This is a genomic window from Bradyrhizobium pachyrhizi (assembly GCF_001189245.1).
Taxonomy (GTDB): Bacteria; Pseudomonadota; Alphaproteobacteria; order Rhizobiales; family Xanthobacteraceae; genus Bradyrhizobium; species Bradyrhizobium pachyrhizi.
In genome coordinates this window covers 18,901-40,361 of the sequence record NZ_LFIQ01000024.1, presented here as the reverse complement: position 1 = coordinate 40,361, position 21,461 = coordinate 18,901, and the positions used below count along the sequence as shown (strand labels likewise).

The following is a 21,461-nucleotide window of genomic DNA, read 5'->3' as shown; positions in this document are numbered from 1 at the left end:
TCTCCCCACTCAGATATATGTAGACCCCCCGGGCTTGCCGCAAGCCCGGGATCATCCCGTAGAACGCGCGCCCAATCGAACGGAGGAGTGTGGGATGCGGGAACATGCTGTCGTGATTGCCGGCGGAGGTCCGACCGGGCTGATGCTGGCGGGCGAGTTGGCGCTGGCGGGAATAGATGTTGCGATTGTCGAGCGGCGCGCGAGGGAGGACCTGATCGGTGCGCGCGCCGGCGGCCTGCACGCGCGCACCATCGAGGTGCTCGATCAGCGCGGCATCGGCGACCGCTTCGTCGCGCTGGGAACGCGCCATCCGGCGGTGCTGTTCCATTCTCATCTGGTTCCGCTTGAGATCACCGACTTTCCGACCCGGCGCAATTTCACGCTGGGGCTCCGGCAGAACCATATCGAGCGCCTGCTCGGCGAATGGGTTGGCGAACTGGTGGTGCAGACCTATCGCGCGCGCGACGTGATCGGCTTCACGCAGGACGACGGCGGCGTCGAAGTCGAACTGTCGGATGGCCAATTGCTCCGGGCACAATATCTCGTCGGCTGCGACGGCGGCCGGAGTCTCGTCCGCAAAGCGGCGGGCATCGAATTCGCCGGGTGGGATCCGACCACGAGCTGGCTGATCGCCGAGGCCGAGATGGCGGGCGAACCGGAATGGGGCTTTCGCCGGCACGACACCGGCACCTCAGCGATCGGCAAGGCGGAAGATGGCGGGCGGGTGCGGCTGGTGCTGACCGAGCGGCAACTCGGCACCGACCGGGAGCCGACCTTGCGCGACGTCAGCGAGGCAGGGTCGCCGCGTACGGCACCGATTTCGGCATCCACAGTCCTGTCTGGATCTCGCGCTTCACCGACATGACCCGGCAGGCCGTGACCTACCGCAAACAGCGCGTGCTGCTGGCCGGCGATGCCGCCCATGTGCATCCGCCGATGGGCGGCCAAGGCCTCAATATCGGCGTGCAGGACGCGGTGAACCTGGGCTGGAAGCTGGCCCAGGTGGTCAAGCAGATCGCGCCGGACAGCCTGCTCGACACCTACGAAGCCGAACGGCATCCGGTGGCGGCCCGCGTGCTGCGCAACACCATGGCGCATGTCGCGCTCAACCGCACCGATCCGCGCACCAGGGCGCTGAACGAGATCGTCTCCGGCCTGCTGCGCATGGACGAGCCGCGCAGAAGCTTTGCCGCGATGATGTCCGGCCTCGATCTTCACTACGATCTTGGCGACGGCCATCCGCTGCTCGGACGCCGCATGCCCGATCTCGATCTGGTCACCGCCGACGGCCCGATGCAGGTCTTCACGCTGCTGCACCGGGCTCGGCCGGTGCTGCTGAATTTCGGCGCGCCCGGCGGCATCGCCATCGCGGGATGGACCGACCGGGTTCAGCTGGTCGATACCGAGTATCGCGGCGCATGGGAGCTTCCCGCGCACGAAACGGTTTCGGCCCCGACCGCGGTGCTGGTGCGGCCCGATGGCTACGTGGCGTGGGTTGGCGAGCGAACGCAGGCCGGCCTAACCGATGCGCTGACCAAATGGTTCGGCGCGTCCGCTGGTACGTCGTGAGCGTAGCCCGGATGGAGCGCAGCGTAATCCGTGATCGGTCGATCCGCACAGAGAGTGGTCCCGGATTACGCTGCGCTTCATCCGGGCTACGGATTTGCCGCCCCTACCCCGCCGGCTGGAACGAATCCGCGCGCGCCATCGCCCAGGCGTCGCGGAAGCGGCGGTCCTGGGTACCTTCGAGCAGTTCGCCGGGACGCAGCGTCGGATAGAGCTCGGCGAAGGAAGAGACCTCGGTGGTCGAACTTCGCTGCGAGAAGTGGATCGGGCGCAGCTCCTTGGTGTGCTCGAGGCCGGCAGCGGCGAGCAGCTCGGTCAGCGCGTGCAGGGTCGAGTGGTGGTAGTTGTACACGCGGTCGATCTTGTCGGGCACATAGAGCGCGCGGTTGCGGATCGGGTCCTGCGACGTGACGCCGGTCGGACAGCGATCGGTGTGGCAGCTCAGGGACTGGATGCAGCCGAGCGCGAACATGAAGCCGCGCGCCGAATTGCACCAGTCTGCCCCGATCGCCATCGCGCGCGCCATGTCGAAGGCGGTCGCGATCTTGCCGGAGGCACCGATCTTGATGCGATCGCGCGCGCCGATGCCGATCAGCGCGTTGTGGACGAAATTGACGCCCTCGCGCATCGGCATGCCGAGATGGTCCATGAATTCGAGCGGCGCGGCGCCGGTGCCGCCCTCATTGCCGTCGACCACGATGAAGTCGGGATAGAGCCCGCTCTCGTGCATCGCCTTGCAGATCGCCAGGAATTCCCAGGGATGGCCGATGCACATCTTGAAGCCGGCAGGCTTGCCGCCGGACAGCTTGCGCATCTGGGCGACGAATTCCATCATCTGCAGCGGCGTCGAGAACGCCTTGTGATAGGCCGGCGAGATGCAGTCCTCGCCCATCGGTACGCCCCGGATCTTGGAAATCTCCTCGGAAACCTTCGCCGCCGGCAGCACGCCGCCATGGCCGGGCTTGGCACCCTGGCTGATCTTGAGCTCGACCATCTTGATCTGATCGTCACCCGCGACGCGTGCGAACTCGTCGGGATTGAAGGTGCCGTCACGGTTGCGGCAGCCGAAATAGCCGGAGCCGATCTCCCAGATGATGTCGCCTCCCATCTCGCGGTGATAAGGGCTGACGCCGCCCTCCCCGGTGTCGTGGGCGAAGCCGCCCTTCTTGGCGCCGGCATTGAGCGCCCGCACCGCGTTCGGGCTCAGCGCGCCAAAGCTCATCGCCGAGATATTGAAGACCGAGGCCGAATACGGCTTGGTGCAGTCGGGGCCGCCGACGGTGATGCGGAATTTCTGGTCGGCCTTCGGCTTCGGCGCCACCGAGTGGTGCATCCACTCATAGCCCTCGCGATAGACGTCCTCCTGGGTGCCGAACGGCCGCTTGTCGAGCACCATCTTGGCACGCTGGTAAACCACCGCGCGGGTGTCGCGGGAGAACGGCATGCCGTCCTTCTCGCTCTCGAAGAAATATTGCCGCATCTCCGGGCGGATTTCCTCGAGCAGGAAGCGGACATGCGCCGAGATCGGGTAGTTGCGCAGCACCGCGTGGTTCTTCTGGGTGAGGTCGCGGATGCCGAGCAATGTCAGCGCGCCGAAGATGATCAGCGGGATCAGGACGATCTTGAAGACCTTGTGATCGAAAATCCCAACCAGCAGCAGGAGCGCGGTGACGACGGCGCAGATCGTCAGCACGATGAAACGCGGCGAGAACGGAAGCAGCACTGTATCCATGAAATTCCTCCGGTCTGCCCAAATGACCTGTCGGCCGCGAGCCTAATCCAACTCGCGGAACAAGTGCACTACGGTTATACGGCCGAGCCCTCACAGATGTGACAACCGCCCGAATGGGCGGGTGCGGATACCGGTCGAACTAAAACGAAATCGACTTTTGCACTGCAACGAAGCGGAGAGCCCCACAAAGACTGCGCCCCCTTTCCCGCTTGCGGGCAGGGCTAGCGCATATAGCGCTTGCGGGCTTCTGAAACTGACGTGTCCACGTCATCGAGCCATGGAACGAGGCCGACAGCGGGATAGGACAGCTGCCGTCGCACGGCGCGCTGCCAAAATATCGAAAACAACCCCATGCAAAGGAGCCGGCGACGTGCCGGCGCTCGACCAGCACCTTGACACGTCGGGCAAATCAGGGGTATTATTCTATTATCCCGAAATCATGATGTGAATTTGCAGCTCCTCCGTCGTCCCTGCCTGGTGCGCAATTGCGCACGGGAGCAGGACCCATACGCCGCGGCGGACCTTGTTGAAGGGATTCGTCGTTCCAGCATCGCCCAACAATTGGCATTTGTGGTTATGGGTCCCTGCTTTCGCAGGGACGACGATGGGGATGGTTCTCGATTCGAGGCGTCACACCACGCGGTGTCATCACCCGCGGATGCCGCCTAGTGGTCGTGCGGCTGCAATTCGTGCGGGATGTGCCCCGGCCTCAGGCCGTCGCCGTCGAGCCAGGCGTTGGTGGTGTCGAGTGCCCGGGTAATGTGATCGGCAGTCCGCGAGAAATCGTAGGGCGAGCCGACCAGCGGGCAGAGCGGCGGCACCACGAAGTACTCGACATCGGGCCCGATGTTCTCGAGCTCGTTGACGAGCTGCCGCGCGATCAGGAGCGTCAGCGCGTGCAGGGCATTGGCGAGCGCGCCGATCGGCGGCGCCTGGTTGGCGCAGGCATGCCCGGTCGGCAGCACGATCAGGCGCTTGGCACCGTGCCTGACCGCGACGCGGACCGGCGTGTTGCTGGAGATCGCGCCATCGGCCAGGAAACGATCGCGGTAATGCACCGGCGTGAACGCACCCGGGATCGCGGTCGATGCGACGATCGCCTCCGCGGTCGAGCCTTCCGACAGCACCACGCTGTCGCCGCTGATGATGTCTGTGGTGACGATGTGGATCGGAATCCGCGCGTCCTCGAGATTGCGGAACGGGATGTAGTCGTCGATCAGCTTGCGAACGCCGTCATGCGGGATCAGGAAGTCGCGCCGCCACAGGAAGCTCACCAGCGTCCGCCACGTCACCGGAAACACGTCCTGCCGGTTGAGGCCGCGCCAGATCTCGGCCAGCCGCGCGACGCCCGAGACCGTCGGGTCGCCGGCGTAGAACGCGCCGTTCAGTGCGCCGACGCTGGAGCCGACCACCATGTCGGCGACCACGCCATGCGCGGCCAGCGCCTGCAGCATGCCGACCTGGATCGCGCCAAAGCTGCCGCCGCCGGCAAACACAAAGGCGGTTTTCGGTGCATCCGGATCGGTGATGGACAAGGTGCTGCTCCCAGATCGCCGCGTTCGCGCAACGGCCGCGCGGCGTTGGGGGCGTTATAGCAGTGGGAGATTGGACGGCGCCACATACACAGATGTCGTCCTGGCCTAATGCGCAATTGCGCACGGGAGCCAGGACCCATAACCACAATGCAAAAGGCTGGAGCCCGATGGGGCCCCAGCCTTCGCAAAACAGGGAGCGGTGGTAATGGTCCTGGCTTTCGCCAGGACGGACAATCCTGACGCTCTACGGCCTCAGCGCTCGACGAACGCCTTCTCGATCACGAAGTGACCGGGGGTGTTGCCGCTGCCTTCCTTGAAGCCGCGCGTCTCGAACAGCTGCTTCAGCTCTTCCAGCATCGCCGGGCTGCCGCACATCATGATGCGGTCGGTCTCGATGTCGAGCGGCCCCTGATGCAGATCGGTGAACAGCTGGTTGGAGGTGATCAGGTCGGTGATGCGGCCGCGGTTGCGGAACGGCTCGCGCGTCACGGTCGGATAGTATGAGAGCTTCTCGGACAGCAGCGGCCCGAACAGTTCGTCGTCGCGCAGCTTGGCGACCAGCTCCTCGCCATAGGCGAGCTCGGAGACCTGGCGGCAGCCATGCACCAGCAGGATCTGATCGTAGCGATCATAGACCTCGGGATCCTTGATCAGGCTGGCGAACGGCGCGAGGCCGGTGCCGGTCGACAGCAGCATCAGCCGCTTGCCGGGAATCAGATTGTCGGTGATCAGCGTGCCGGTCGCCTTGCGGCCGACCAGGATGGTGTCGCCCTCGCGGATCTTCTGCAGCTTGGAGGTGAGCGGGCCGTCCTGCACCTTGATCGAGAAGAACTCGAGCTCTTCCTCGTGATTGGCGCTCGCCATCGAATAGGCGCGCAGCAGCGGCCTGCCGTCGACCTCGAGGCCGATCATGGCAAACTGCCCGTTCTGGAAGCGGAAACCGGAATCGCGGGTCGCCCGGAAGCTGAAAAGCGTATCGGTCCAGTGCTGAACGGAAAGAACTTTCTCTCGATAGAACGCGCTCATGGGTTTTCGTTTTCTCGACTGACCAGAATTAGAATAGTTTGATTTCTAGACGGCTCGCGACGGCGCGGAAGTGGCCGAAATCACTGAAGATCTCGCGTGTCCATTGCGCCAATGCAGCAGATAGTCAAGATCAACTGGCGCGCAATTGCGATCTCAGAATGGCAGTCGTTCGATTTCGCGCAGAGGTTCAACCGCGTCATCGTTAACACGTGGTACTGCAGGTAATTTACTTGCTGAGATCGGTATCGATCTGGCAATTAATTGCTACGAAAACCGCGGTGAAGGGAAAATGATCTCGTGGTCCTGATCAGCCAGCGAATCTTCCTGGAAACCATCAAAAAATATTGTTTGGCGCACGCGATTGCCGTCGAGGTGCGGTCCGGCGGCTGGCTGGTCACCATGACCAGGGGCAACGCGCGGCGGCTCGCGATCGGCTACGACGTCGGGCTGAACAGCGCGGTCGCGCATCAGGTCGCCAACGACAAATCGGCCTGCGCGGACGTGCTGGCATCGGCCGGCGTCCCCGTCATTCCGCATACGCTGTTTTTGGGCGCGAAGCTCAGCAAGCACATCCCGGGATCGGACTCGCTGGACGCGATGCAGCGTCTGCTCGAGCAGCATCCCCAGGGGCTCGTCGTCAAACCCAATGAGGGGACCTCCGGCGAGCTTGTCTTCCGTGTCAAGACGCGAACGCAACTGGAGACCGCGGTCGCGCGCGTCCTTGCCGCGCATCCAAGTCTCGCCATCTCGCCCTATGTCGAGATCGCGGACGAGGTGCGCGTCGTGCTGCTGGATGCGCGCGCGCTGATTGTCTACGGCAAGGCGCGCCCGTCGATGACCGGCGACGGCATAAGATCGCTGCGCGCGCTGGCGCAGGCGAGCGCGACGGCCGAGCAACTCAAGACCATGACCGAGGATTTCGATGCCGCCGCGCTCGACGCCGTTCCGCCCGCCGGCGAACAGCTTCTGCTCAACTGGCGGCATAACCTCGATGCCGGCGCGGAGCCCGTGCTGCTCGCCGATGGCACGACGCGCGAGGCCTGCGTCGCGCTCGCGATCAGGGCCGCGCAGGCCGTCGACATCCGCTACGCCTCGATCGACGTCGTGCGCACGGATGGCGCGTGGAAAATCCTCGAGGTGAACTCCGGGGTGAAGATGGAAGCGCTGGGGCGCCGGCATCCGGCGCTGGTCGAGGCGGCGTATTCGGCCGCGCTGGACGAAGTGTTCGCGTAGGCAGCGTTCCCCTGCCCGACGACGCGGGCTCGCCGGCGCGATCCTGCACTGTGAGCGCCCGATCAGTCTTGCGGGTGCTCCTTCTCATAGGCGGCGACGATCAATTCCGATTGCTCGATCTGTGCCGTGAGACGCTCGATCTCGGCTTGCGTCTCTGGAAACACGTCAGTCCCCGCCGTATTTCCGGATTGCAATTCCGCGATCAGTTCCCGGTTCTTCGCAATCTGCTCCCGGTGCCAATCGATTTCGGGATCGTCTTGCATGGGCCACCCATCGGCGAGAGCTACGACGCCAGCTCTCGCAGCAGCGTGGGTGGATAAACCGGCTTCTCGAAAAACTTGACGCCCTCAGGCAGCGCGCAGTCCGGGGGCCGGCCCGAGATGACCATAACGCGCACGCCCGGATCGCAATCGACGACCAAACGTGCAAGCTCGACGCCATCCATTTTGCCCGTGAGCTTGATATCGGTAACCACCAGCGACGGATGACGCATCTTGATGGCCAGCGCTGCCGTCTCGGCGTCCTCGCACTGGATGACGTCGAAATGGCCTTCTTCCAACAACAGCGCAATCATGTCGCGCTGGATCGTGTCGTCTTCGACCACAATTGCTATTTGACGACTTGGTCTCGCGTAAGCCATGGCGACCTCCGAACGATCAACCACCGTTAACGAATGAGGATGCTGATGGTTCTGGTTCCCGCTTCATGAGGCTGACTGCGGCAGACCTTTGCAGGTTCCGTGCGGAACAACTTTGCAGGCTTCAGCGTCATTGATGGGCGACAAGCCGGACGAGCCGAATGGTTCGGGCCTGAGCAAGGGAATTCTTGCGAGATAGTGCCAGGAGGCAGAGCTCATGAAGGACGTTGTGCAGTCGGATCAGGATCCTCGCGAACCCTACGGGACTGACGTGACGGCCGGCGCGACAGGTTATGCGTCCTCTCGACGATGGATCGAGGATCAGGCCATCGAACGGCCCGCGCTCGCGAGGCAGCCCAGGATGCAGCACGAGACGGCCAATCGCCTCCGCGCTCGCCTGCCGCACGACGTCATTTCCGAAATGGAAGCAGAGCTGAAGCGACAAGTCGATCGAATCGTCGCCGAACGACATTAGCTGGTGAAGCAACGAGCTCGCTGACTTCAACAGCCGAATCTTGCCTGCCGATGATGCTCCAGAGATCGCGGCGCGTGGACACTCGAAGGAAGATCCCGCCGGATCGACGGAGCTTTGATGGGTGCGATTCTTGGCCGCGCGGTTTTCCAGGTCATGGTTGTTCTGGCGGCGGTCGGCATCGTTGCCCTCGCATGCATGGCAGTCCGCGGCGGCTGACGCGGGGCGGTGGTGCGGCCGGCACGGAAGCTCTGGCCGTCATTTTGATCGATTCAGCGCCTTGCTCATCCTGCGCAAGGGAGTACGCTTCCGTGCATTGATTGATCCGGAAACAGATTATGCGCAAACTTCTTTTGAGCTTCGTCGCACTCGCGGCGTTCGCCGCCGCCTTCAATCCTCCGGCCGCCAATGCGGTGTTTTGGCGCGGCGTCACGGCCCCGACGAATATCGACATCCACGGCTACCCGATCATCAAGGAGCCGCCTCCGAGCACATGCCAGCTGATCCACGTGAATGGATACTGGGTCCGGCAGTGCCTGGATTTGTCGCGGCGCTATTGGCGGTGAACGGCGCGCGCCGGACTTTGCGACCTCTCCTGCAAAGCGAGAGGCCGAAATTCGCGGCTAAAGCGCGATGAGATTAGGTTGAATCGTCATCGCGCTTTGGCCTTTTGTTTGAGCATGATCTTTTCGGAAAACCGCTTCGCACTTTTCCGGATCATGCGTTAGTTCGACCCGCCCGGCGAATCGTCGAGCGCCTTGAAGGCCTCTTCGAGCTGCGGTGACAGCGCGACATTGAGCTTCTCGCCGGTCGGCAGCCGGGCGACGAACCATTTGTTGTAGAGCGGGACGATGTCGCGATTCGAGGCGAGCCTGCGGAACGCCCGTTCGACCACGTCCTTCATCTGCGGCTCGCCCTTGCGGTACATGATGCCGTAGGGATCGTAGGACAGGTAGTCGCCGGTGACGCGGAACTTGTCCTGCGACTTGTGCCGCGCGATCAGGCCGTAGAGCAGGATGTCATCGGTCGCGAACGCATCCGCCTTGCCGTCCACCAGCATCTGGTAGGACTGCTCGTGGTCGGGTGCGGTGACGATGTTGAGGCCGAGCTTTTGTTTGGCGTCGACATTGTGCATCGCCTGCTCGTTGGTGGTGCCCTTGGTCACCACCACCGTCTTGCCCTTCAGGTCGGCGACCTGGGTGACGCCGGAGGCCTTCGGCACCATCAGCTTGGTACCGGCCACGAACATCAGCGGCGAGAATGCGACCTGCTTGCCGCGCTCGGCATTCGCCGTGGTCGATCCGCATTCGAGGTCGATCTTCTTGTCGACGACCGCCGGAATGCGGTCGTCGGAGGTGACCTTGACGTAGTCGACCTTGAGATTGGCGTCGTCGACCTCGGTCCCGATCTCCTCGACGATCGCATCGCACAGCTCGAGGCTGTAGCCGATCGGCCGGTTGGAGTGATCGAGGAACGAGAACGGCAGCGAGCTTTCGCGATAGCCGATCCGCACCGTGTGCGTGGCCTTGATGTTGGCGAGCGTGGGGCTGAGCCCCTCGCCCGCCGGCTGTGCGGACACTGGGCCAGAGAGCAGGCTTGCCGCCAGCAGGCACACTGACAGCAGGCATGTCGACAGGAGAGGCGCTTCAGCCCGTATCGGCCTCCAGCGGGCGCGATGCATGCATTCCTCCCGTCAATGGCCGGCCATCACGGCGCCGGGCACCGCATCCTGCGGCACTGCGTCGTCGGGCCCGAGCTCGTGCTCGGCCTTCAGCTCGCCCTCCCACTTCGCGACCACGGCGGTCGCCAGCGAGTTGCCGATCACGTTGGTGGCGCTGCGGCCCATGTCGAGGAAGGTGTCGATGCCCATGATCATCAGCAGGCCCGCCTCGGGGATGTTGAACTGCGCCAGCGTCGAGGCGATCACCACCAGCGACGCGCGCGGCACGCCGGCGACGCCCTTCGAGGTGATCATCAGCGTCGCCAGCATCGCGAGCTGCGTGCCGACCGACATCTCGATGTGGTAGGTCTGCGCGATGAAGATGCTCGCGAAGGTGCAGTACATCATCGTGCCGTCGAGGTTGAAGGAATAGCCGAGCGGCAGCACGAAGGCCGAGATGCGCGAGGAGGCGCCGAACCTGTTCAGCCCCTCCAGCGTCTTCGGATAGGCAGCCTCCGACGAGGCGGTCGAGAACGCGATCATCAGCGGTTCGCGGATCAGCCGCAAGAGATGGCTGTAGCGTGGCCCGATCACGATGAACCCGACGACGACCAGGATGCCCCACAGGATCAGGAGCGAGAGATAGAAGCCGCCCATGAAGACGATGAGCTTCCAGAGCACGCCGAGGCCGTTCTTCGAGACGGTCGCCATGATCGCGGCCCACACCGCGAGCGGCGCGAACAGCATCACATAGCCGGTGACCTTGAGCATGATGTGCGCGAGGTCGTCGATCAGGCTCATGATCGGCTTGGCCCGTTCAGGCATCGCACCGAGCGCAACCGCGAAGAACACCGCGAACACGACGATCTGCAGAATCTCGTTCTGCGCCATCGCGTCCGCGATCGAGGTCGGGATCAGATGGGTGAGGAATTTTTCGATCGAGAACGCCGACACCGGCAGTCCGGTCGACTGCGCCTTGTCGGGCAGCGTGCCGGGGAAGTTGGCGCCGGGCTGCAGCAGGTTGACCATCACGAGGCCGAGCAGCAGCGAGACGAAGGAGGCGGAGACGAACCAGCCCATGGTCTTGGCAAAGATGCGGCCGAGCTTGGCACCGCTTCCCATATGGGCGATGCCGCCGACGAGGGTCGCGAAAACCAGCGGCGCAATGATCATCTTGATCAGTCGCAGGAACAGCATCGCGATCAGGTTGACGTCTGCTGCGATCTCGGCACGGCTGTCAGGAAAGTAGTTGAAGACAATCGTCCCCATCGCGATGCCAAGGACCATCGCAATCAGGATATACTGCGTAAACCTGCTGGACATTCTCTTACCCCCGTAAGTTCCCGGCGGAGGGCAAGTGTGGCAGATTTACGCAGCTACGCAACACGCTTCGCGTCCAGCGCGACTTTGCCGAAACGTTCCCGTTGTGGAATGCCAGCGCGCGGACTAGCGTTCATGCAGCGCACAATCTGTGCAAGGCGCTGCGCGCGTCGCAGTCAATTGCATGCGAAACGACCAACGCGAGGGGAGACACCACCAATGAACGACACCGTCAATCGCCAGATCCTGCTTGTCGAAAAGCCTACCGGCAAGCTTGGCCCCGAGCATTTTCGCCTGACCACGGGGACGATCCCCACGCCGAAGGACGGCGAGGCGCTGGTGCGGACGCGCTACATCTCGCTCGATGCCGCCAACCGTGCCTGGATGCACGGCGCCACTTACCGCGCTGCGGTGGAAGCCAACACCGTGATGGCCGGCGGCAGCATCGCCGAGGTGATCTCGTCGAAGGATCCCGGCCTGAAGCCCGGCGACATCGTGTTCGGCGACACCGGCTGGCAGGATTATGCCGCCGTGCCCGCCAGGCACCTGGCGAAGATGCCGAAGCTCGAGCCGATGACGCATCTGCTCAGCGTCTACGGCGTTGCCGGCCTGACCGCGTATTTCGGCCTGCTCCATGTCGGCAAGCCCAGGGAAGGCGAGACCGTGGTGGTGTCGGCGGCCGCCGGCTCGGTCGGCTCGATCGTCGGCCAGATCGCCAGGATCAAGGGCTGCCGCGTCGTCGGCATCGCCGGCGGCAAGGACAAGTGCCATTGGCTGACCAGCGAACTCGGCTTCGACGCCGCGGTCGACTACAAGGACGGCGCGACCTACAAGGCGCTGCGCGCGGCGGCGCCCAAGGGCATCGACGTCTATTTCGACAATGTCGGCGGCGACATTCTGGAGGCGTGCCTGGCGCAGATGAACAATCGCGGCCGCATCGCCTGCTGCGGCGCGATCTCGCAATATGACGGCGTCCCCTCCGCGCACGGCCCGCGCGGCGTGCCCGGCCTGATCGTGGTGAAGCGGCTTATCATGCAGGGCTTCATCGTGATGGACTACATGGACCAGCGCGATGCCGCGCTCGCCGACCTGCAGTCCTGGGTCGCCTCGGGCAAGCTCAAGGTGCAGGAGGACGTCATCGCCGGCATCGAGAACACGCCGCAGGCGCTGATCGGCCTGCTCGCCGGCGAAAATCGCGGCAAGCGCATGGTGAAGGTGTAGCGGTCTTTCTTACCTCTCCCGCTTGCGGGGAGAGGTCGGATCGCATCGCAAGATGCGATCCGGGCGAGGGGGTACAGGTCTCGCAACTCGCACCGCCTGGCCGAGAGAGCCCCTCACCCCACCCGAGTTTCGCTCGTCTCGACCCCGCAAGAGCGGAGCGAGGGAGTCAATGCGCCGTGCCCGACGCCTGCGGTGCGGCTTGCGGCGTCGTCTTGCCCTTCTTCGCCTTGCGCCAGTTCTCGAAACTCTGCACCACGACGAAGAACGCCGGCACGAACAGCACGGCGAGGCAGGTCGAGGCGATCATGCCGGAGAACACGGTGATGCCGATCGACTTGCGGGCGTTGGCGCCGGCGCCGGTCGCGATCACCAGCGGCAGCACGCCGAGGATGAAGGCAAACGACGTCATCAGGATCGGCCGGAATCTCGCGCGTGCCGCGTCGATCGCCGCATCGAGCACCGACCGTCCGTCGCGCAGATGACGTTCCAGTGCGACCTCGACGATCAGGATCGCGTTCTTGGCCGACAGCGCGATCAACAGGATGGTGCCGATCTGGGTGTAGAGGTTGTTCTCGATATTCAGGCTCAGCAGCACCAGCGTCGGGCCGAGCAGCGACAGCGGCACGGCGAGGATCACCGAGATCGGCGCGTACCAGCTCTCATATTGCCCGGCGAGCACGAGATAGACCAGGAGCAGCGCCAGCGCGAACACGTAGTAGATCTGGCTGCCGACCTCCTTCTCCTGGTACGACATCGCCGTCCACTCGAAGCCCGAGCCGGGCGGCAGCGTCTTTGCCGCGATCTCTTCCATCAACGCCATCGACTGGCCGGACGAGTAACCCTGCGCCGGCAGCCCGATGATGGAGGCGGACGGATAGAGGTTGTAGAGGCTGATCAGCGACGGTCCGATCGAGGGCGTGATCTTGGCGACCGTTCCGAGCGGGATCATGTCGCCGTTGCTGTTGCGCACCATCATGTTCTCGATGTCGCGCAGGCTCAGGCGGTACTGTGCCTCGGCCTGGGTATAGACCTGGAAGGTGCGGCCGAACTTGGTGAACTGGTTGACGTAGCTGGCGCCGAGATAGGACGACAGCGCCGCGAAGATCTGGTCGGGAGTGACGTGCAGGGTCTGCGTCTTGATGCGATCGACGTCGACGTCGAACTGCGGCACCATCGAGCGGAACGACGACTGGACCCGCTGCAGCGCGCTCTGGGTCTGCGCATTGGCCACGATCGCCCCCGTGACCGCCTGCAGCTTGCCGTAGTCGGCATTGCCGTCGCGCAGCTCGACCTGCATGGCAAAGCCGGCGGCGTTGCCGATGCCCTGGATCGGCGGCGGCGGGATCACCAGGATGCGTGCCTCCGGGATCACCGCGAGCTTGTCGTTGAGCCCGTAGACCAGCGAGCGCAGGTCCTCGCCCGGCCCGCGCGCGCTCCAATCCTTCAGGATCAGATAGGCGACGCCGGCATTGGCGAGGCTCGAGGAATTGTCCAGCGCCGAGATGCCGGCGATGCTGATCACCTGGTCGACACCGGGAGTCTTGCCGGCGATCGTGGTGACCTCGTCGAGCACGTGCTGGGTGCGGTCGAGGGCCGCGCCGTCGGGCAATTGCACCGCGGCGAGCAGATAGCCCTGGTCCTCGATCGGAATGAAGCCGGTCGGCACCCGCGACAGGCCGTAGCCGGCAAGCCCGATGATGACAAGCGCAATGGCGACCGAGGTCTTGGCATGCCCGGCGATGCCGCTGACCAGCCGTGTGTAGCCGCGCTCCAGCCGGTCATAGACCGCGTTGAAGCCGCGATAGAAGAAGTTGCGCTGCTCGGGCGGCGCGGGGGGACGCAGCCATAGCGCGCACTGTGTCGGCTTCAGCGTCGCGGCGTTGACGGCGCTGAGCAGCGCGGTGGCGGCGATCACCAGCGCGAATTGCGCGTACATCCGCCCGGTCAGCCCGGGCAGGAACGCCGCCGGCAAAAACACCGAGATCAAGACCAGCGTGATGCCGACGATCGGCGCGAACAACTCGTCCATCGCCTTGATCGCGGCGTCGTGGCCCGACATACCGCGCTCGATATTGTGCGCCGCGCCCTCGACCACGACGATGGCGTCGTCGACCACGATGCCGATCGCCAGCACGATCGCAAACAGCGTCGAGAGGTTGATAGTGAAGCCGAGCGCGGCCATGGCCGCGAACGCGCCGATGATCGTAACCGGCACGGTGGTTGCCGGCACCAGCATCGCCCGCCAGTCCTGCAGGAAGACCAGGATCACGACCAGCACCAGGAGGCCGGCCTCGAACAGGGTTTTGTAGACCTCCTCGATCGAGGCGTTGACGAATTTGGTGGTGTCGAACGGCGTGTCGTATTTGATGTCCTGCGGGAACTGCTTGGCGAGCTCCGCCATCTTCTTCTCGACGGCCTTCTCGACCTGCAAGGCATTGGCGCCCGGCGACTGGAACACGCCGATGCCGGTCGCCGGCTTCTGGTTCAGCGAGAATATCTGGCTGTAGGTCTGCGCGCCGAGCTCGACCCAGCCGACGTCGCGGACCCGGGTGACGTCGCCGACATTGCCTGTCTTGACGATGATGTCCTCGAACTGGCTCTTGTCATCGAGCCGGCCGTTGACGTTCAGCGTGTACTGGAATGCCTGGCCCGCCGGCGTCGGCGGCGCGCCGACCTGGCCGGCGGTGACCTGCTGGCTCTGCTGCTGGATCGCCTGGATGACGTCCTGCGGCACCAGCGCGCGTACCTGCAGCTTGTTCGGGTCGAGCCAGACCCGCATCGAATATTGCCCGGCGCCGAACACCGTGACGTTGCCGACACCCGGCAGGCGCGACAGCTCGTCCCGGATGTTGATGGTGGCGTAGTTCGACAGGAACAGGCTGTCATAGGTCTTGTTGGGCGAGGTCAGCGTCACGAACAGCAGGATCGAGGTCGACTTCTTCTGGACCGTGACGCCCTGGTTCTGCACCGAGGTCGGCAGCTGCGACAGCGCGCTGGAGACACGGTTCTGCACCAGCACCTGCGCGAAATTGAGATCGGTGCCGATCTTGAAGGTCACCGTCAGCGTATAGGTGCCGTCGGCGCCGCTGTAGGACTGCATGTACAGCATGTCCTCGACGCCGTTGACCTGCTGCTCGATCGGCAGCGCCACGGTGTCGATCACCGTCTTGGCCGAGGCGCCGGGATAGCGCGTCGTCACCTGTACCGTCGGCGGCACCACGTCGGGATATTGCGCGACCGCGAGATTGTACAGCGCCACGCCGCCGATCAGGATCATCAGGATCGCGATGACGTTGGAAAGAACCGGGCGCTCGATGAAGAATTTCGAGATCATGGCGCGTGCGTCCTATTTGGCCGCTGCCGGCGCCGCGTCGGCCTTCTGCACCTGCGGATCGACCTTCTGCCCGGGGATCGCGCGCAGCAATCCGGCGGTCACGATGCGGTCATCCGGCTTCAGGCCGCTCTCGATGACGCGCAGCCCCTCATCGAGCGGGCCGGTCGTCACCTTGCGCTGCTCGACCACATTCTCGGCATTGACGACCAGCACATAGCGGCCGGCCTGGTCGCTGCCGATCGCGACATCGGGCACCAGCAGCGCCTTGTCCTGCTTTTCGAACGGCACGCGAACGCGGACATAGAAGCCGGGCAGCAAGGTCCGATCCGGATTTGGGAACACGCCGCGGACCGCGAGCGTGCCGGTCGACTGGTTGAGGGTCGGCGAGATGTAATCAAGCTTGCCCTTGTGCGGATAGCCGGTCTCGGTCTGCAGGCCGACCTCGACCGGCAACTGCCTGAGTTCGTTGACCGTCAGACCACGACGGCGCGCTTCATCCCGCACGCGCTGCACGTCCTGTTCGTTGACGTTGAAGTTCACATAGATCGGATCGAGCTGCACGATGGTGGCAAGCTGGGTCGGCGACGCCACGCCGACCAGCTCGCCGACCGAAACCAGGTGATTGCTGACGATGCCGTCGAACGGCGCGACGACGTTGGTGTAGCCGTAGTTGACCGCCGCGATCCTGGTGTTGACCTGCGCCTGCTGCAGGCTGGCCTGGGCGTTGTCCCGGGTGGAGGTCGAGGTATCAAGTGTCGCCTGCGAGACCGCCTGCCGCTGCACCAGATCGGTCTGCCGCTTGAAGTCGAGCTCGGCCTGCTTCAGCGTCGCCTGCGCGCCGACCTCTGCGGCCTGCGCCTGTTCCAGCTTCAGCTTGTAGGTCTCCGGCTCGATCGTGAACAGCGTGGTCCCCGCCTTCACGAAGGAGCCGTCCTGATAGTTGATCGCCTGCAGGAAGCCCTGCACGCGCGCGACCAGATCGACGGTCTGGATCGGCGCGGTGTTTCCGGTGGCGTCCAGATAACGTGTGATGGCGCGCTGCACCGGCGGCGCAACCTCGACCTTGGGCGGCGGCGGCGCAACAAAACTGTTTTGCTCGCAGGCACTTAAACTGACGAAGGCCGATACGACGAACGCGACGCGCGCAAGCGGTGCATTTCGCAGCCGCACAAAATTGCTCCGACCGAAATGCGCCGACGCGCGCGCATGCCTCATTTCCGAGCCTCGATTCAAATGACTAAATATAAATATCTCGTGACGGGCAAAAAATCCGCCTGCTTCATCCATAGCAACAATCCGCTTGCAGCGGAACTCGAAAGCGAAAATGATGCCGCTCGCCGAGGTTGTTACAACAAGACTTTTTCAGAACTCAGTTCAGTTGAGCCGGAGGCATCCGGCGCGACCAGAGGATTTATTCAGATGATCAATGCGTTGACACGAGCAACGAAGCTGTCCGCATGGCTTGCGCTTGCAGCCTTCATGAGCACCGCACCGGCCTTGTCGCAGGCGCCGACCCAGGCGCAGCGCGACGCCATCAAGTCGCAATGCCGCAACGACTACATCGCCCATTGCTCCAGCGTACCGCCGGGCGGCGAAGCCTCGCTGCAATGTCTGCAGAAGAACATGGCAAGCCTCGGCCCGGGCTGCGCCAGCGCGGTGAAGGCCGTCGAAGCGCCGGCCGCCGCACCGAAGGCAGACTCCGCGCCCGCGGCGGCCAAGACCGAAGCTGCTCCGGCGACGGCCAAGCCCGCCGCCGAGGCCGCCGCACCGAAGGCGGCCGGAGCGCCGTCCAGCGCGCAGGTTTCGGCGATCCGCAGCGCGTGCCGCTCCGATTATCCCAAAGTCTGCGCGGGCGTGCCGACCGGCGGCGCGCCGGCGCTGCAGTGCCTCGAAAAGAACAAGGGCAAGCTTTCGCCGGCCTGCGAGAAGGCCGTGGCCGCCGCTGGTGGCGGCGCCGCCGCGCCGGCCGTAATCGCGTTGCGGCCGCAGCGGCCGCGCGAAGAACTGTTGGTGCTGCGCTCGGCCTGCGGCGCCGACGTCCGCTCGATCTGTGGCGGCGTCCAGCCGGGCGGCGGGCGGATCGTGCAGTGCCTCGCGACCAATGCCGGCTCGCTGTCGCCGGCGTGCCGCGACGTGCTGGCGCCGTTCGCGGCGCGATAATCCTGTTGTCACGCTAGAGACCGGAGAAGGGAGCGAACAATGCTGCGTATCGTCCTGACCGCCGCGCTGCTTTGCGGCGCAACCGCCGTCTACGCCCAGGAGCTGACCACCGCGCAACGCGACGCCTGCATGGGCGACTACGAGAAGCTCTGCAAGAGCGTGACGCCCGGCGGCGGCCGCATCATCGCCTGTCTCGCCAAGCAGAGCGACAAGCTGGCGCCCGCCTGCAAGAAGGTGCTGGCGGAAGCGGAAAAGAAATAGCCGCGCCGGGCGGTGAGACGACATGTGCCCGGCGATTTGTCGGGCACGGAGCCGTAGCACCTTGTTGCCACCTACAGGCCAACCATGCCTCACCCGGGAGAGGGAATTTCATGCGTTCGATATTGCTGATCGCCGCCGCCCTGCTGCCTTTTGCCGCGACGATGACCTTCGAGTCCTCCGACGCCAACGCGGTCGTCTGTGCGCGCGGCGTCTATCGCGCCGGCTGCGCCGGTCCTAACGGTGCGGTCGTCGCCCGCAAACCCGTCGCCGCCGGTTGCCGCTGGGTATGGGTCGGCGGGGTCAAGGTCCGCCGCTGCTACTGAAACTTTCAGCCCCACGCGGCTAGTCGCCGCGCGCATTTTCCCTCTGGCGTTCCCGCCGGAGGGCGATTAGTCTGGACCCAAATTGTAAGTACACTGTCAATCGGGGAGGCTGACGTTGCGGATCGCCGTGATCGGCGGAGGGCCCGGCGGGCTCTATTTCGCCTATCTCTGGAAGAAGCGTCATCCCGACGCCGAGATCGACCTGTTCGAGCAGAACGCGGCCGGCGCCACCTGGGGCTTCGGCGTGGTGTTCTCCGAACAGGCGCTGGACTTCCTGCGCGCCGACGACCCCGAGACGGTCGACGCCATCGCCCCGCTTATGGAGAGCTGGAAGAATATCACCCTCAATCTGCGCGGTGAGAGCGTCGAGATCGACGGCGTCGGATTCTCCTCGATCGGCCGGCTGGCGCTGCTGACGATCCTGCAAGAGCGCGTCCGCAGCACAGGCGTCACGCCGCGCTTCGACACCGTGATGCAGTCGGTCGATGAGCTCAGGGGTTACGACCTGATCGTCGCCGCCGACGGGCTGAACTCGATGGTCCGCCGCGGCTTCGAGGCCGCCTTCGGCGCGTCGGTCTCGCATTCCTCAAACAAGTTCGCCTGGTACGGCACCACGAAAACCTTCGCGACGCTGTCGCAGACCTTCGTGGCAACCGACCGCGGCAGCTTCAACGCCCATCACTATCGCTATGCGAAGGACATGAGCACTTTCCTGGTCGAGTGCGACGCGGCGACCTGGGCAGCCTACGGCTTCGCCGACAAGAGCATCGAAGAATCGCAGGCGATTTGCGAAGACGTATTCGCCGCGACGCTGGACGGCCACCGGCTGATCTCGAACAAATCGGTGTGGCGCAATTTCCCGTGGATCTGGAACGAGCGCTGGTCGCACGGCAACATGGTGCTGATCGGCGACGCCTTGCATTCGGCGCATTTCTCGATCGGCTCGGGCACGCGGCTTGCGATCGAGGATGCGATTGCGCTGACCAAGGCGCTCGAGACCGAGAGCGGCATCGGCGCCGCGCTTGCGCGCTACGAAAGCGAGCGCAAGCCCATCGTGAAGAAGCTCGTCACCGCGGCGCGGACCAGCGCCGACTGGTACGAGCATTTCCCGGTGCACATGACGCTCGACCTGATGGACTTCGCCTACAGCTACATCACCCGCTCCGGCCGGATCGACGACGCGCGGCTGCGCGCGATGTCGCCCGCCTTCATGGCCCGCTACGCAGCCGCAAAGGGACAATCATGACCGGGATCGCCGACCAGGTTCCGCTGGACAATCCCGGTGCGCGCGAGATCGGCTTTACGATCCCCGAGCGCTACAATGCGAGCCGCATCCTGTTCGACAATCTCGGTAACGGCAACGCTGAAAGGCTGGCGCTGACCGGCCCGGCCGGCACGCGGACCTATCGCGAGCTCTGCGCTGAGGCCGCACGCTGGGGCCACGCCTTCCGGTCGCTCGGACTGCAGCGCGGCGACCGCGTTCTGCTGTTCCTCGACGACACCCCGGCCTATCCCGCGGCATTCTTCGGCGCGGTGCGCGCCGGCTTCGTGCCGCTCTTGATCAACACGCTGACGACGCCCGAGCTGCTGCAATTCTACCTGTCCGACGCCGGCGCGCAGGTCGCCGTCACCGATGCGGAATTCTGTGCGCGCTTCAACGCGGAAGCCTGCAAGGACACGCCGCTGCGTACGCTGGTGGTGGTCAATGGCGCCGCCGGTGATCACGCGGTTGCCGAAACGCGCGAGGCCGGCGACTGGCTGCAAGGATTTCCGACCGAGCTCGACGCGGCCGACACGCACCGCAACGAGATGGCGTTCTGGATGTATTCGTCGGGGTCGACCGGCCGTCCCAAAGGCATCGTGCATCTGCAACACGACATGGCCTATAGCGAGCGCGCCTTTGCCCGCAACGTGCTGAAGCTTTCGCCCGGCGACATCTGCTTCTCGGTGCCGAAGATCTTCTTCGCCTACGGTTTCGGCAATTCGATCACGTTTCCCTTCTCGGTCGGTGCGGCGACGCTGCTGCTGCCGGGCCAGCCGAAACCGGCCGCGATCTTCGCAGCGATCGGGCAATATCGGCCGACCGTGTTCTTCGGCCTGCCGACGCTCTACATCTCCCTGACCAAGGCCGACGGCGCCGACACCGCCGATTTCTCGTCGCTGCGGATGGCGGTCTCGGCCGCGGAGGTGCTGTCGGCCGATGTGTTCAATGGCTGGAAGCGGCTCACCGGGCTCGAGATCATCGAAGGCCTCGGCTCGACCGAAGTGCTGCACGTCTATCTCAGCAACCGCGCGGAGCGAAAGAAGCTCGGCGCCGCCGGCCTGCGCGTGCCCGGCTACGAGGTCAAGCTGCGCGACAGCGATGGCCGCGAGGTCGGCGACAATGAGGAAGGCATCCTGTGGGTGCGCGGCGACTCCGCGACGCCGCTGTACTGGAACCGGCCGGACAAGACCGCCGAGACCGTGCGCGAGGACGGCTGGATCTACACCGGCGACCGTTTCATGCGCGACAGCGACGGCTTCCACTTTTTCCGCGGCCGCGCCGACGATCTGATCAAGATCTCCGGCCAGTGGGTCTATCCGCTGGAGGTCGAGCTCTGCCTTGCCGATCACCCCGACGTCCGCGAATGTGCCGTCTACGCCGCCGAATTGCCGGACCGGCGCATGACGCTGCGCGCCGTGGTTGTCATGAACAAGGCCGGCTTCGACACGGCCGAAGCGACGCGGCGGCTGCAGGACTATGTCAAGACAAAGCTGTTGCCGTACAAATATCCGCGCGAGGTCAAATTCATCGACGAGTTGCCGAAGACCGGCACCGGCAAGATCGACCGGCAGGCGGTGATGCGGATGTGAGGGCGCATGCCCTTGCGCCACAACGTCACCTCACACTCAATGTCGTCCCGGCGAAAGCCGGGACCCATAACCACAAATATTTGCGGCGCGAAGGCTGGGGCCCCAGCCTGCCATGACAACCGCGTTCG

Annotated in this window: 18 protein-coding genes and 1 pseudogene; 10 read left to right on the top strand and 9 right to left on the bottom strand. The window is 64.5% G+C overall.

What is annotated here, in order from left to right:
- Window positions 1–94: 94 nt before the first annotated feature.
- Window positions 95–1,569 (top strand): annotated as a pseudogene (locus AKL29_RS01025) (FAD-dependent monooxygenase).
- Window positions 1,570–1,672: 103 nt separating this feature from the next.
- Here AKL29_RS01025 and AKL29_RS01020 read toward each other — a convergent pair.
- The 3 genes from AKL29_RS01020 to AKL29_RS01010 form a co-directional block, all read right to left on the bottom strand.
- Window positions 1,673–3,298, bottom strand: a complete 1,626-nt coding sequence (locus AKL29_RS01020; RefSeq protein WP_028337607.1) for an FMN-binding glutamate synthase family protein — start codon at window positions 3,296–3,298, stop codon at window positions 1,673–1,675.
- A 665-nt stretch (window positions 3,299–3,963) separates the two neighbouring features.
- On the bottom strand, window positions 3,964–4,833 hold the full coding sequence (locus tag AKL29_RS01015; protein WP_028337608.1) for a patatin-like phospholipase family protein: 870 nt from the start codon (window positions 4,831–4,833) through the stop codon (window positions 3,964–3,966).
- Window positions 4,834–5,085: 252 nt separating this feature from the next.
- Window positions 5,086–5,859 carry a ferredoxin--NADP reductase gene (locus AKL29_RS01010; protein WP_024581583.1) on the bottom strand — a complete coding sequence of 258 codons (774 nt, stop codon included), beginning with the start codon at window positions 5,857–5,859 and terminating at the stop codon, window positions 5,086–5,088.
- Window positions 5,860–6,156: 297 nt separating this feature from the next.
- On the opposite strand from AKL29_RS01010, the gene AKL29_RS01005 reads away from it, so the two are divergent.
- The gene (locus AKL29_RS01005; protein ID WP_050382417.1) at window positions 6,157–7,092 is read left to right on the top strand and encodes an ATP-grasp domain-containing protein; all 936 of its coding nucleotides are present in this window, start codon (window positions 6,157–6,159) and stop codon (window positions 7,090–7,092) included.
- A gap of 62 nt (window positions 7,093–7,154) precedes the next feature.
- On the opposite strand, the gene AKL29_RS01000 is transcribed toward AKL29_RS01005, so the two are convergent.
- Window positions 7,155–7,355, bottom strand: a complete 201-nt coding sequence (locus AKL29_RS01000) for a hypothetical protein (RefSeq protein WP_028337611.1) — start codon at window positions 7,353–7,355, stop codon at window positions 7,155–7,157.
- 20 nt (window positions 7,356–7,375) lie between these two features.
- Window positions 7,376–7,732, bottom strand: coding sequence for a response regulator (locus tag AKL29_RS00995; protein ID WP_050382415.1), 357 nt, complete (start codon window positions 7,730–7,732; stop codon window positions 7,376–7,378).
- Window positions 7,733–7,946: 214 nt separating this feature from the next.
- Between AKL29_RS00995 and AKL29_RS42615 the strand changes: the two genes are divergently transcribed.
- Complete coding sequence (locus AKL29_RS42615; RefSeq protein WP_028337613.1) at window positions 7,947–8,204, top strand: hypothetical protein; 258 nt, start codon at window positions 7,947–7,949, stop codon at window positions 8,202–8,204.
- A gap of 335 nt (window positions 8,205–8,539) precedes the next feature.
- The gene (locus AKL29_RS00985; RefSeq protein ID WP_028337614.1) at window positions 8,540–8,767 is read left to right on the top strand and encodes a hypothetical protein; all 228 of its coding nucleotides are present in this window, start codon (window positions 8,540–8,542) and stop codon (window positions 8,765–8,767) included.
- 158 nt (window positions 8,768–8,925) lie between these two features.
- Here AKL29_RS00985 and AKL29_RS00980 read toward each other — a convergent pair whose 3' ends face one another.
- Window positions 8,926–9,882, bottom strand: a complete 957-nt coding sequence (locus AKL29_RS00980; RefSeq protein ID WP_050382413.1) for an amino acid ABC transporter substrate-binding protein — start codon at window positions 9,880–9,882, stop codon at window positions 8,926–8,928.
- A gap of 12 nt (window positions 9,883–9,894) precedes the next feature.
- Complete coding sequence (locus tag AKL29_RS00975) at window positions 9,895–11,184, bottom strand: dicarboxylate/amino acid:cation symporter (protein WP_028336266.1); 1,290 nt, start codon at window positions 11,182–11,184, stop codon at window positions 9,895–9,897.
- 216 nt (window positions 11,185–11,400) lie between these two features.
- Between AKL29_RS00975 and AKL29_RS00970 the strand changes: the two genes are divergently transcribed.
- Window positions 11,401–12,402 carry an NADP-dependent oxidoreductase gene (locus AKL29_RS00970; protein ID WP_028336265.1) on the top strand — a complete coding sequence of 334 codons (1,002 nt, stop codon included), beginning with the start codon at window positions 11,401–11,403 and terminating at the stop codon, window positions 12,400–12,402.
- A gap of 166 nt (window positions 12,403–12,568) precedes the next feature.
- Here AKL29_RS00970 and AKL29_RS00965 read toward each other — a convergent pair whose 3' ends face one another.
- A complete protein-coding gene (locus tag AKL29_RS00965; protein ID WP_050382410.1) occupies window positions 12,569–15,736 on the bottom strand; it encodes an efflux RND transporter permease subunit in 3,168 nt (1,055 codons plus the stop codon).
- 12 nt (window positions 15,737–15,748) lie between these two features.
- A complete protein-coding gene (locus AKL29_RS00960) occupies window positions 15,749–16,906 on the bottom strand; it encodes an efflux RND transporter periplasmic adaptor subunit (protein WP_050382696.1) in 1,158 nt (385 codons plus the stop codon).
- Between the two features lie 249 nt (window positions 16,907–17,155).
- Between AKL29_RS00960 and AKL29_RS00955 the strand changes: the two genes are divergently transcribed.
- The 5 genes from AKL29_RS00955 to AKL29_RS00935 all read left to right on the top strand — a co-directional run bounded on the left by AKL29_RS00955 (window position 17,156) and on the right by AKL29_RS00935 (window position 21,333).
- Window positions 17,156–17,896, top strand: coding sequence for a cysteine rich repeat-containing protein (locus AKL29_RS00955; protein WP_050382408.1), 741 nt, complete (start codon window positions 17,156–17,158; stop codon window positions 17,894–17,896).
- 39 nt (window positions 17,897–17,935) lie between these two features.
- Window positions 17,936–18,157: a cysteine rich repeat-containing protein gene (locus AKL29_RS00950; RefSeq protein WP_050382407.1), complete on the top strand. Its 222-nt coding sequence runs from the start codon at window positions 17,936–17,938 to the stop codon at window positions 18,155–18,157.
- Window positions 18,158–18,267: 110 nt separating this feature from the next.
- On the top strand, window positions 18,268–18,480 hold the full coding sequence (locus tag AKL29_RS00945; RefSeq protein WP_050382405.1) for a hypothetical protein: 213 nt from the start codon (window positions 18,268–18,270) through the stop codon (window positions 18,478–18,480).
- Between the two features lie 115 nt (window positions 18,481–18,595).
- The gene (locus tag AKL29_RS00940; protein ID WP_050382403.1) at window positions 18,596–19,726 is read left to right on the top strand and encodes an FAD-dependent monooxygenase; all 1,131 of its coding nucleotides are present in this window, start codon (window positions 18,596–18,598) and stop codon (window positions 19,724–19,726) included.
- Window positions 19,723–21,333 (top strand): benzoate-CoA ligase family protein, encoded by a 1,611-nt coding sequence (locus AKL29_RS00935; RefSeq protein ID WP_050382397.1) that lies wholly within the window; start codon window positions 19,723–19,725, stop codon window positions 21,331–21,333. Before AKL29_RS00940 ends, AKL29_RS00935 begins: the two co-directional genes overlap by 4 nt.
- The last annotated feature ends 128 nt before the right edge of the window (window positions 21,334–21,461 follow it).

Excerpts from the sequence above, each read along its gene's own strand:
- AKL29_RS01020 (WP_028337607.1), bottom strand. The coding sequence starts at position 3,298 with ATGGATACAGTGCTGCTTCCGTTCTCGCCGCGTTTCATCGTGCTGACG.
- AKL29_RS01010 (WP_024581583.1), bottom strand. The coding sequence starts at position 5,859 with ATGAGCGCGTTCTATCGAGAGAAAGTTCTTTCCGTTCAGCACTGGACC.
- AKL29_RS01000 (WP_028337611.1), bottom strand. The coding sequence starts at position 7,355 with ATGCAAGACGATCCCGAAATCGATTGGCACCGGGAGCAGATTGCGAAG.
- AKL29_RS00995 (WP_050382415.1), bottom strand. The coding sequence starts at position 7,732 with ATGGCTTACGCGAGACCAAGTCGTCAAATAGCAATTGTGGTCGAAGAC.
- AKL29_RS42615 (WP_028337613.1), top strand. The coding sequence starts at position 7,947 with ATGAAGGACGTTGTGCAGTCGGATCAGGATCCTCGCGAACCCTACGGG.
- AKL29_RS00985 (WP_028337614.1), top strand. The coding sequence starts at position 8,540 with ATGCGCAAACTTCTTTTGAGCTTCGTCGCACTCGCGGCGTTCGCCGCC.
- AKL29_RS00980 (WP_050382413.1), bottom strand. The coding sequence starts at position 9,882 with ATGCATCGCGCCCGCTGGAGGCCGATACGGGCTGAAGCGCCTCTCCTG.
- AKL29_RS00975 (WP_028336266.1), bottom strand. The coding sequence starts at position 11,184 with ATGTCCAGCAGGTTTACGCAGTATATCCTGATTGCGATGGTCCTTGGC.
- AKL29_RS00970 (WP_028336265.1), top strand. The coding sequence starts at position 11,401 with ATGAACGACACCGTCAATCGCCAGATCCTGCTTGTCGAAAAGCCTACC.
- AKL29_RS00965 (WP_050382410.1), bottom strand. The coding sequence starts at position 15,736 with ATGATCTCGAAATTCTTCATCGAGCGCCCGGTTCTTTCCAACGTCATC.
- AKL29_RS00955 (WP_050382408.1), top strand. The coding sequence starts at position 17,156 with ATGATCAATGCGTTGACACGAGCAACGAAGCTGTCCGCATGGCTTGCG.
- AKL29_RS00950 (WP_050382407.1), top strand. The coding sequence starts at position 17,936 with ATGCTGCGTATCGTCCTGACCGCCGCGCTGCTTTGCGGCGCAACCGCC.
- AKL29_RS00945 (WP_050382405.1), top strand. The coding sequence starts at position 18,268 with ATGCGTTCGATATTGCTGATCGCCGCCGCCCTGCTGCCTTTTGCCGCG.
- AKL29_RS00935 (WP_050382397.1), top strand. The coding sequence starts at position 19,723 with ATGACCGGGATCGCCGACCAGGTTCCGCTGGACAATCCCGGTGCGCGC.